Origin of the sequence: Benzoatithermus flavus (assembly GCF_037908215.1) — a bacterium.
In the GTDB taxonomy this organism is placed as follows: Bacteria; Pseudomonadota; Alphaproteobacteria; order Geminicoccales; family Geminicoccaceae; genus Benzoatithermus; species Benzoatithermus flavus.
Map to the genome: position 1 here is coordinate 1 of NZ_JBBLZC010000043.1, position 8,355 is coordinate 8,355.

13 protein-coding genes are annotated in these 8,355 nt (G+C 70.7%); 5 read left to right on the forward strand and 8 right to left on the reverse strand.

The features are described 5' to 3' along the window. Positions 1-251: 251 nt before the first annotated feature. From U1T56_RS23250 to U1T56_RS23280, 7 genes are all read right to left on the reverse strand, one after another. Positions 252-938: a transglutaminase-like cysteine peptidase gene (locus U1T56_RS23250; RefSeq protein ID WP_418161901.1), complete on the reverse strand. Its 687-nt coding sequence runs from the start codon at positions 936-938 to the stop codon at positions 252-254. A 136-nt stretch (positions 939-1,074) separates the two neighbouring features. Continuing rightward, positions 1,075-2,148 (reverse strand): EscU/YscU/HrcU family type III secretion system export apparatus switch protein, encoded by a 1,074-nt coding sequence (locus U1T56_RS23255; RefSeq protein WP_418161902.1) that lies wholly within the window; start codon positions 2,146-2,148, stop codon positions 1,075-1,077. Between the two features lie 6 nt (positions 2,149-2,154). After that, the gene (locus U1T56_RS23260) at positions 2,155-2,919 is read right to left on the reverse strand and encodes a flagellar biosynthetic protein FliR (protein WP_418161903.1); all 765 of its coding nucleotides are present in this window, start codon (positions 2,917-2,919) and stop codon (positions 2,155-2,157) included. A gap of 34 nt (positions 2,920-2,953) precedes the next feature. Beyond that, entirely contained in the window at positions 2,954-3,226 is a 273-nt protein-coding gene (gene fliQ, locus U1T56_RS23265) for a flagellar biosynthesis protein FliQ (protein ID WP_418161904.1), read from the reverse strand. Between the two features lie 23 nt (positions 3,227-3,249). Continuing rightward, a complete protein-coding gene (gene fliE / locus U1T56_RS23270) occupies positions 3,250-3,573 on the reverse strand; it encodes a flagellar hook-basal body complex protein FliE (protein WP_418161905.1) in 324 nt (107 codons plus the stop codon). A gap of 66 nt (positions 3,574-3,639) precedes the next feature. Further along, positions 3,640-4,047, reverse strand: a complete 408-nt coding sequence (flgC, locus tag U1T56_RS23275; protein WP_418161906.1) for a flagellar basal body rod protein FlgC — start codon at positions 4,045-4,047, stop codon at positions 3,640-3,642. 41 nt (positions 4,048-4,088) lie between these two features. After that, positions 4,089-4,493 carry a flagellar basal body protein gene (locus U1T56_RS23280; RefSeq protein WP_418161907.1) on the reverse strand — a complete coding sequence of 135 codons (405 nt, stop codon included), beginning with the start codon at positions 4,491-4,493 and terminating at the stop codon, positions 4,089-4,091. Between the two features lie 134 nt (positions 4,494-4,627). On the opposite strand from U1T56_RS23280, the gene U1T56_RS23285 reads away from it, so the two are divergent. The 3 genes from U1T56_RS23285 (at position 4,628) to U1T56_RS23295 (ending at position 6,485) form a co-directional block, all read left to right on the forward strand. Next, positions 4,628-4,891 (forward strand): carbon storage regulator, encoded by a 264-nt coding sequence (locus U1T56_RS23285; protein ID WP_418161908.1) that lies wholly within the window; start codon positions 4,628-4,630, stop codon positions 4,889-4,891. A 62-nt stretch (positions 4,892-4,953) separates the two neighbouring features. After that, on the forward strand, positions 4,954-5,430 hold the full coding sequence (purE, locus tag U1T56_RS23290; RefSeq protein ID WP_418161933.1) for a 5-(carboxyamino)imidazole ribonucleotide mutase: 477 nt from the start codon (positions 4,954-4,956) through the stop codon (positions 5,428-5,430). Continuing rightward, positions 5,427-6,485, forward strand: a complete 1,059-nt coding sequence (locus tag U1T56_RS23295) for a 5-(carboxyamino)imidazole ribonucleotide synthase (RefSeq protein WP_418161909.1) — start codon at positions 5,427-5,429, stop codon at positions 6,483-6,485. Before purE ends, U1T56_RS23295 begins: the two co-directional genes overlap by 4 nt. A gap of 13 nt (positions 6,486-6,498) precedes the next feature. Here U1T56_RS23295 and U1T56_RS23300 read toward each other — a convergent pair whose 3' ends face one another. Continuing rightward, positions 6,499-6,708, reverse strand: coding sequence for a YdcH family protein (locus tag U1T56_RS23300; protein WP_418161910.1), 210 nt, complete (start codon positions 6,706-6,708; stop codon positions 6,499-6,501). Positions 6,709-6,888: 180 nt separating this feature from the next. On the opposite strand from U1T56_RS23300, the gene glk reads away from it, so the two are divergent. Both glk and U1T56_RS23310 read left to right on the forward strand, forming a co-directional pair. Continuing rightward, the gene (gene glk / locus U1T56_RS23305; RefSeq protein ID WP_418161911.1) at positions 6,889-7,827 is read left to right on the forward strand and encodes a glucokinase; all 939 of its coding nucleotides are present in this window, start codon (positions 6,889-6,891) and stop codon (positions 7,825-7,827) included. Between the two features lie 318 nt (positions 7,828-8,145). Next, a complete protein-coding gene (locus U1T56_RS23310) occupies positions 8,146-8,346 on the forward strand; it encodes a YdcH family protein (RefSeq protein WP_418161912.1) in 201 nt (66 codons plus the stop codon). The last annotated feature ends 9 nt before the right edge of the window (positions 8,347-8,355 follow it).

Genomic DNA, 8,355 nt, shown 5'->3' on the forward strand with positions numbered 1-8,355 from the left:
GATCGCGATCGATGCCAGCACCCTGAACTGGCTCGGCAGCCGCGAGCTCGAAAAGGCGTGCCGGCAGGCGTGCCCGGCATGAGAACCGCCATCCCCGCCCGGCGCCCCTGCCCCAGGTGGCGGGATGGGTCCGGGAGGGGCCAATGGCTCTTCCCGGTCATTCCTGCTGCCGGGCGATCGGGCGGCCATGTCTCTTCCCGCCTGTGTTCCGTTCATCCGATCGCCCCGAGAACGTTCTGCCCGGCCTCGCCTCAGGGGCGCGCCGATGCGGTCATGGTCACGACCAGGGAGTCCTGCGGCGCATGCGCCCAGCGCGCGACCTCGTTGACGGAGTAGTAAGGAACGTAATGCGTGATCCGCTCCTGCGGCAGGATCGCGTCCGTGAGGTTGTCGAGGATGTAGGCCGTGCCGCCCAGATAGACGACGAGCACGGCATGGGGGAGGTCGCGGACGACGTCCTTCAGCACGACGAGCCGGAGCTGCTCCGCGGGCCAGCCGAGACGGCGCAGGGAGGCGTATTTGATGATGGCATAGTCCTCGCAGTCGCCGGAGCGGCGCAGGAACTCGAGCGGCGTCGCCCAGTAATCGCTCCGGCCATAGTTCTCGCCGTCGCTGCGATAGGGCCGGTCGTTGGCGAACCGGTTGACGGCGCGGAGCTGCTGCCAACGCGGCTCGCCGTCGAGCCGGCGCAGAAGAGCCAGCCAGTCGCGCGCACCCGGGCTCGGGCAAGAGCGGTGGACGCGCGCGCAGGCCGCGAGTGCGCCGGACTCCGCCGCCATGCGGTCCAGGACGCGGCGCCATTGCGGCAGGGCCGCGAGCGAATCGGCGCGAAACTCGGCGGTGCCGAACAGAGCGGGCGCCGCGGCTCGGGCGGAGACGGTCGGCAGCGAGCCGGCGGCAGCGACGAGCGCGGCGGCAAGGAGGGTGAACCTTCGCACGGGCGAGGCTCCACGTTATGGCGGCGCGAGGCCGCGACTTGAGGCGTTTCCGTGGAGCCGAGCATGGACCGCGGGCGGTGAACGAAATCTTGGTGGCGCATGGCCGCGCGACCATCGCGACACGCTGGTACGATGGTCAGGGGTGTCGCTCGTCGTTGAGCCGCATGACGTAGGAGACGATCTCCGCGACCGCCTGATAATGGGCAGGCGGGATGAACTCGCCGATCCCGCAGGCGGTATGGAGCGCCCGTGCCAGGGGCGGGTTCTCGACGACGGGGATCCCGTGCGCCTCGGCAGCGGCGCGGATGCGCAGGGCCAGCGCGTCCACGCCCTTCGCGAGCACCTTGGGCGCCGGAGTCTCGCCGCCGACATAGCGCAGCGCCACGGCGACGTGGGTCGGGTTCGCGATCACGACGGTGGCCTTCGGCAGTTCCGCCATCATGCGCCGTCGCGTCCGCTCCAGGCGCAGGCTCTTGAGGCGCTGCCGGGTATGCGGGTCGCCCTCGCTCTGCTTCAGCTCGTCCTGCAGCTCGCGGCGCGACATCCGCATCTGCCGCATGAAGGCGAGCCATTGCTGGCCGTAATCGGCCGCAGCGATCAGCGCCGCCACGAGTGCTGCGACCGCGAGCACCTCGAGCGGGAGGTTGGCGAGGTAGGCCGCGAACGGCCCCGGCTCGAGCCGGCCGGCGGCGAGGATGGCGCCCCGCTCCGGCCACAGGAGGAGCAGGAGCGCGGTGCCGACCAGGCCGATCTTGGCGAGGCTCTTCACGAGCTCGAGCAGCGCGCGCAGCGAGAGCAGACGCTTGGCGCCCGCCAGAGGCGAGATCCGCTCGAGCTTCGGCCGCAGGGGCTCAGCGGTCCAGACCACCGCGTTCTGGAGAACGGCGCCCAACACGGGCGCAGCCGCGCATGCCAGGGCCGGCAGCGCCAGCGCCGCGCCTACGTGGATCACGGCTTCGCGCAGAAAGGGACCGAGCCAGCCCTGATCGATCCCGCGGGCCGCGGCCTCGGCGAGGAAGACGCGCCCCACCGTGACGACGGTCTGCGCCGCCTGGGAAGCCGATGCGGCGCAGGCCAGTGCTGCGGCCACGAAGGAGAGCGCCGTCGCCACCTCGCGCGAGGCGACGACCTGGCCGCGCTCTCGCGCCTCCTGCAGGCGACGCTGCGAGGGCGCTTCGGTCTTCTGGGACCCGTCGTGCTCCTCGGCCATGGGACCTCAGCCGCCGCGATCGAGCCAGGCGACACCGTGCACCAGGGACTGGCCGAACAGCTCCATGGCGGGCGGCAGCGACTGCTCCAGGATGGCGAGTGCCAGAAGGAGCTGCAGCGGCAGGGCCAGCATCAGCACCGGGAAGGCCGGCACCATGCGGTTGAGGGCGCCGAGGCCGAGATTGACGACGAAGCCGGCCGCGATCATGGGCGCTGCGATCCTGACCCCCGTCGCCGTCGCATCGGCGACGAGGCGGATGGAGAGTTCCCCGGCAGCCTTCCCGTCGAGGCCGCCCGCGATCGGCAAGATCGCATAGCTCGCCACGAGCGCGCGCAAGACGAGATGATGGAAATCGGCAGCGAACAGAAGCGCCAGCGCCGCCGCGGTCAGGAAGCTCGCCGGCAGCGTGCTCTGCGCGGCCTCGTTCGGGTCGAAGAGCGCGGCGGCCGAAAGGCCGGACTGGGTCGCGATCAGGCTGCCGCCGACGTGAACCGCGGCGAGCACCAGCCGGGCCGTGAAGCCGAGGAAAAGCCCGACGAGGATCTCGCGTGAGACGAGCGTCGCGAGCTGCCAGGGCTCGGCCGGCAGCGGCGGCAGCGCGCCCGCGAGCGCCGGGCTCACGACGAGACTCGAAGCCAGCGCCAGGAGGAGCCGCAGCCGGGGCAGGACGTGGTGCTCGCCGAAGCCCGGCGCCAGCATGAGCGCCGCACCCAACCGGGCGAACACGAGAAAGACCGGGAACGCTTCCCCTGAAAGGAGATCGGGCGGCATCACGCTCCCTCGCCCCGAGCGCCGCGGGGGGGTCTCACGAGCCCCCCATGGCGGCGATGCGCCCGAACAGGAGCCGCGTGAAGTCGCCCAGAACGGTGAGGGTGAACGGCAGGGCCACGATCTGGGCGAGGAGGATCGCGACCAGCTTCGGCAGGAAGGCGAGCGTGCTCTCCTGGATCTGGGTCAGCGCCTGGAAGAGCGACACGAGAACGCCCACGACGAGCGCCGCGAGGAGCGAGGGTGCCCCGATTTCGAGCATCACCCAGGCCGCCTCGCGCGCGATCCCGATCACGCCCTCGGGGGTCACGGCATCCATCCTTCCCGCCCGGCTCAGATCGGCATCCGCATGATCTCCTGGTAGGCGGAGATCATGCGATCGCGGACGGCGACGAGCTTCTGCAGGCCGAGCTCGGCCTCGGTCACGGCTTCCACCACCTGCTGCAGGTCGCCGCGGCCGGTCAGGGCCTCGACCGATGCGCTCTCGCTCGCGCGCAAGGCATCGCGCGTGGCTTCGAGCTCCTGGCGCAGCATGGCCTCGAAGCGCGGCGTGGCGGCCGGCGCCGCAGGTGCGGCCGTCTCCTCCCGAGCGCGGCGGGTAGCGGCCTCGTAGGCGGCGAGCGCCGCCCGGCTGACGGCATTCGTGGCGGTCGGCAAGGGATCTTCTCCTCACCCGATGGTTGGCATGGCCTGCGCGGCGACGAGGGCCTTCGGCCCCGCGAGCTAGCGCAGCAGATCGAGGGTCCGCCCGATCATCGCGCGGGCGAGCTGCAGCGCGTTGAGGTTGGCCTCGTAGGAACGCTGCGCCTCGCGCATGTCGGCGAGCTCGAGCAGCGGGTTGACGTTCGGATACTTGACGTAGCCCGCCGCATCGGCGGCCGGATGGCCGGGCTCGTAGCGGCGCTCGAAAGGGCTCCGGTCGACGCCGTAGCGGTCGATCGTCACGAGCTCGAGACCGGTCGCGGCATCGCGCCGGTTCGCGAAGCTCACGGTCTTGCGCTGGAACGGATCGCCGCCCGGCGTGCTCGCGGTCGATTCGGCGTTGGCGAGATTCTCGGCCGTCACGCGCAGGCGGACGGACTGGGCCTTCATCCCGGCCGCGGCGATGGTCATGGCACTCTCGAGATCCATGGGCGGATCGATCCTCGGTTAGGGTTCGGTGACGGCGCCCGTCAACTCTGGAGCGCACCCAGCGCCGTGCGCAGGAGCGCCATGTAGCGGCGGTAGAGATGCGTGGTGAGCTGATGGTCGAGCTCGGTGGCCGCCATCTTCTGCATCTGCTCCGGCAGCGCCACGGCGTTTCCGGACGGCGACGCCTCGGCGCCGCCCGCATCGACCGTGCGGAACGCGCCCCGCTCGGGCGGTGCCGGTGCCAGATGGACGGGCGAAGTGCGCACGGGCTCGAGCCCGCCAGCCTTCCGGCCCAGAAGGTCGGCGAAGCCGGCGGGCTCGAGATCGCGCGGGCGAAAGCCCGGCGTATCGGCATTGGCGACGTTCCGGCTCAGGACGGCCTGCCGCTCGGCCAGCCAGCGGGACCGGCCCGACATCAGCTCGAACAGCAAAACGCGTGGCTGCATCGGACTCCGTCCCGCTTACGTCCGCCGTCCCCATGGCACCGGCACGGATTGCAGTATGCAGCGGGTAAGGTTAACAGAGCCTTAAGTGTTCGCCGGCATGCTGGGCGCGCCGGAAAGGCGAGCGGGAGCCAGCCATGCTGAACCTGACCCGACGTGTCGGCGAGGCGGTCATCATCAACAACGCGATCGAGGTGCGGGTGCTCGAGGTGCGCGGCCGCGCGGTCCGCCTGGGCTTTCGCTTCCCGCCCGAGGCTACGGTGCTGCGCGAGGAGCTGTTCCTGCTCGTGCGCCGCGAGAACGAGGCGGCGGCGCGGGCGGCGAGCACGCCGCTGACCGAGCTCGAGCTTCTGCTCGGCCCGCTTCCGGTCGAGCCGGACGAAAGAAGGGAACCGAGGTGAGCGAGGAGGTCACCACCGCCAAGGCCGGCCCGAGCGGTTCCGCGCCACCCGTGGCGATCGTCATGGGCAGCCAGTCCGACTGGGCAACGATGCGCCACACGGCCGCCGTGCTCGCGGAGCTCGGCGTGGCGCACGAGGCGCGCATCGTCTCCGCGCACCGCACGCCGGAGCGGCTCTACAGCTTCGCCAAGGGCGCTCGTGCCGCGGGCTTCAAGGTGATCGTCGCCGGTGCCGGCGGGGCCGCGCACCTGCCGGGCATGATCGCCTCGCTCACCACGCTCCCGGTCCTGGGCGTGCCGGTCGAGAGCCATGCGCTGAAGGGGGTCGACAGCCTGCACTCGATCGTCCAGATGCCGGGCGGGGTGCCCGTCGGCACGCTCGCGATCGGCCGTGCGGGGGCCGTCAACGCCGGTCTCCTTGCCGCTGCCATCCTGGCCCTGTCCGATCCCGTGATCGATGCGGCGCTCGTGGCCTGGCGGAGGCGGCAGACCGAAAGCGTCGCCGAGGCACCCGCCGAGCTTCCGGAGGAGACGCGATGATCCCGCCCGGCTCCACGATCGGCATCCTGGGCGGCGGCCAGCTCGGCCGCATGACCGCCATGGCGGCGGCCCGCCTCGGCTATCGCTGCCACATCTTCGCTCCCGAGGCGGAAAGCCCGGCCGCCGACGTCGCCGCCGCCTTCACCTGCGCCCCTTACGAGGACGAGGCGGCGCTCGCGGCTTTTGCCGCCGCCGTCGACGTGGTGACGCTCGAGTTCGAGAACGTACCCGTGAGCGCCGTGGAGCGCCTGGCCAGGGAGCGCCCGGTGCGTCCCGGCGCCAGGGTCCTGCGCATCACCCAGGACCGCCTGGCCGAGAAGGACTTCGTGCGCGGCCTCGGCATTCCGGTCACAAGGTATGCCCGCGTCGGGAGTCCGGCCGATCTCGCGGCGGCCCGTGAGCGCCTCGGTCACGGCGTGCTCAAGACCACGCGCCTGGGCTACGACGGCAAGGGCCAGCTCCGTGTCACCGCCGAGACCGATCCCGAGGCCGCTTTCGCCCGCCTCGGCCAGCCGGTCCTGATCCACGAGGCCTGGGTCGACTTCGCCCTCGAGCTCTCGGTCGTGACCGCGCGCAACAGCAAAGGCCAGCAGGCGAGCTACGTTCCGGTCGAGAACCGGCACCGCCACCATATCCTCGACGTCACCATCGCGCCTGCGCCGCTCCCCGAAACGCTCGCCGCGCGCGCGGTCGGGATCGCCGAGCGGATAGCACAGGCCCTCGGGCTCGAGGGCCTGCTCGCGGTCGAGATGTTCCTGACACGAAGTGGCGAGCTGCTCGTCAACGAACTGGCGCCACGGCCGCACAATTCCGGGCACTGGACCATCGATGCCTGCGCGGTGAGCCAGTTCGAGCAGCACGTGCGCGCGGTCTGCGACCTGCCGCTCGGCGATCCCACCCGCTTCGCCGATGCGGAGATGCAGAACCTGATCGGCCACGACGTCGACCACTGGCCGGAGCTTCTAGCCGAGCCCGGTGCCAGGCTCCACCTCTACGGCAAGCGCGAGACCCGCGAGGGCCGCAAGATGGGGCACGTCACTCGCCTGAAGCGCTGAGGCGGCCGAAAGCTCAGGCGATGATGTCGGGAATCCTGGCGCTCTCCAGGTGCATGATCCGGTCCTTGAGCGCCAGCTTCCGCTTCTTCAGCCGCTGCAGCTCGAGCTCGTCGCACGAGCCTTGAGCCGCGAGCTGAGCGATCCGCTCGTCCAGCGCGCGGTGCGTGGCCCGCAGCGTCTCGAGCCGGGTATCGATCTCGGTCCTGACCGGCCTGTCGTCCATGTAGTTCCGGCAGCTTTCGTAACTATCGTCGAGCGCGGTCGTTATAGCACATCGGGCGAGGAGACCGCCACTTCGCCGAGGCCATGGGCGTGACACATCGCCCCGCGCGCGCTTGCATCCGCGCGACGGGACGACTGTTATCGTTGCTCGAGCAAGGCATCCGGCAGGAGGTCGATCATCATGCTCCGGCTGATCGCGGATATCGGCGGCACGAACGCGCGCTTCGCTCTCGCCGAACCCGGCGGGCCACCGCAGGAGGAGCGCCATCTCCTCGTCCGCGACTTTCCGGACCCGGCCGCCGCGATCGAAGCCTATCTCGCCGGCAGGCGGGTCGAAGAGGCGGTGATCGCCGTGGCGACACCGGTCGAGAGCGACGAGATCCGCTTTACCAACAGTCCCTGGGCGTTCTCGATCATGGCGCTGCAGGCACGGCTCGGGCTGAGCCAGCTCGCCGTGATCAACGACTTCGTGGCGCAGGCGCTCGCCATGCCGCATCTCGCAGCGGACGAGCTCGAGCTCTTGGGCGGCGGCACCCCGATACCGGGCCGCGCGATCGGCGTGCTGGGCCCCGGGACGGGCCTGGGCGTCTCGGCCCTCGTTCCCGGCCGCCACGGCTGGACGGCGCTGCCGACGGAGGGAGGCCACGTCTCGCTGGCACCCGGCAATGCCCGCGAGCGGGACATGCTGGCGATCCTGAGCGAGCGCTTCGGCCATGTCTCGAACGAGCGGGTGCTGTCCGGCCAGGGGCTCCTCAACCTGGCCCAAGCCCTGGCGACGCTGAGTGGCAGAGAGCTCGCTGCGGCCACGCCCGAGGACGTGACCGCGGCCGCGCGCACCGGCTCCTGCCCCGTCTGCTGCGAGGCGGTCGCCACGTTCAGCGCGCTCCTGGGCTCGGCCGCCGGCGATCTCGCGCTGATGCTCGGGGCGCGCGGCGGCGTCTTCGTGGCCGGCGGGATCTGCCTGCGGCTGGGCTCGCTGTTCGACCGAGCGGCGTTCCGCCGCCGGTTCGAGGCCAAGGGCCGGATGCGCGTCTATCTCGAGCCGATCCCGACCTGGCTCGTGCTGCGCCCTGATACGGGCCTCCTCGGGGCCGCTCACTACCGTCTGGAGAGCGAGTGACGATGCCGCGACATCTGGTCGCAGCCATCGATGCGGCAGGCAGCCCCGGAACGCGATGCGACCACCCGGTTCCTTTCCGCGCCGGGACAAGCCGATGTCGCTCATGGCCCAAAGCGCAGCTTTCCGAAGTGCTTGCCGGGCTCGCGCCGGCTTGCCGGACCGTTGCTCCGATCACGGCCCGGGCGCCGCGCACGCGGTCGCTTGACGCGAAGCGGCAATTGCCGCTCCGAGGCGGCAACCACCATGTAGTGGAAATGCCTCCCCGCTGTCATTAAGTTGTAGATGTCCGTCGAAAGACGCTGGGAGGGTCCCAAGCCTATGTCCGTTCAGGAGCACCTCGACAGCCTTCGCAACAAGCATGCTCATCTCGAGCATCTCATCGATGAGGAACTCCACCGGCCGATGCCGGACCAAGTATGCTTGGCCCGTTTGAAGAAAGAGAAGCTCCGCATCAAGGAGGAGATCGAGCGGCTGCGACTAGCACGGGATCCGAAGTCTTCAGCGGCAGGAACCGCCTGAGACGACGCG

Coding starts and splice junctions, on each gene's coding strand:
- U1T56_RS23255 (WP_418161902.1), bottom strand. CDS start 2,148: ATGGCCGAGGAGCACGACGGGTCCCAGAAGACCGAAGCGCCCTCGCAG.
- U1T56_RS23260 (WP_418161903.1), bottom strand. CDS start 2,919: ATGCCGCCCGATCTCCTTTCAGGGGAAGCGTTCCCGGTCTTTCTCGTG.
- flgC (WP_418161906.1), bottom strand. CDS start 4,047: ATGGATCTCGAGAGTGCCATGACCATCGCCGCGGCCGGGATGAAGGCC.
- U1T56_RS23280 (WP_418161907.1), bottom strand. CDS start 4,493: ATGCAGCCACGCGTTTTGCTGTTCGAGCTGATGTCGGGCCGGTCCCGC.
- U1T56_RS23285 (WP_418161908.1), top strand. CDS start 4,628: ATGCTGAACCTGACCCGACGTGTCGGCGAGGCGGTCATCATCAACAAC.
- purE (WP_418161933.1), top strand. CDS start 4,954: ATGGGCAGCCAGTCCGACTGGGCAACGATGCGCCACACGGCCGCCGTG.
- U1T56_RS23295 (WP_418161909.1), top strand. CDS start 5,427: ATGATCCCGCCCGGCTCCACGATCGGCATCCTGGGCGGCGGCCAGCTC.
- U1T56_RS23300 (WP_418161910.1), bottom strand. CDS start 6,708: ATGGACGACAGGCCGGTCAGGACCGAGATCGATACCCGGCTCGAGACG.
- glk (WP_418161911.1), top strand. CDS start 6,889: ATGCTCCGGCTGATCGCGGATATCGGCGGCACGAACGCGCGCTTCGCT.
- U1T56_RS23310 (WP_418161912.1), top strand. CDS start 8,146: ATGTCCGTTCAGGAGCACCTCGACAGCCTTCGCAACAAGCATGCTCAT.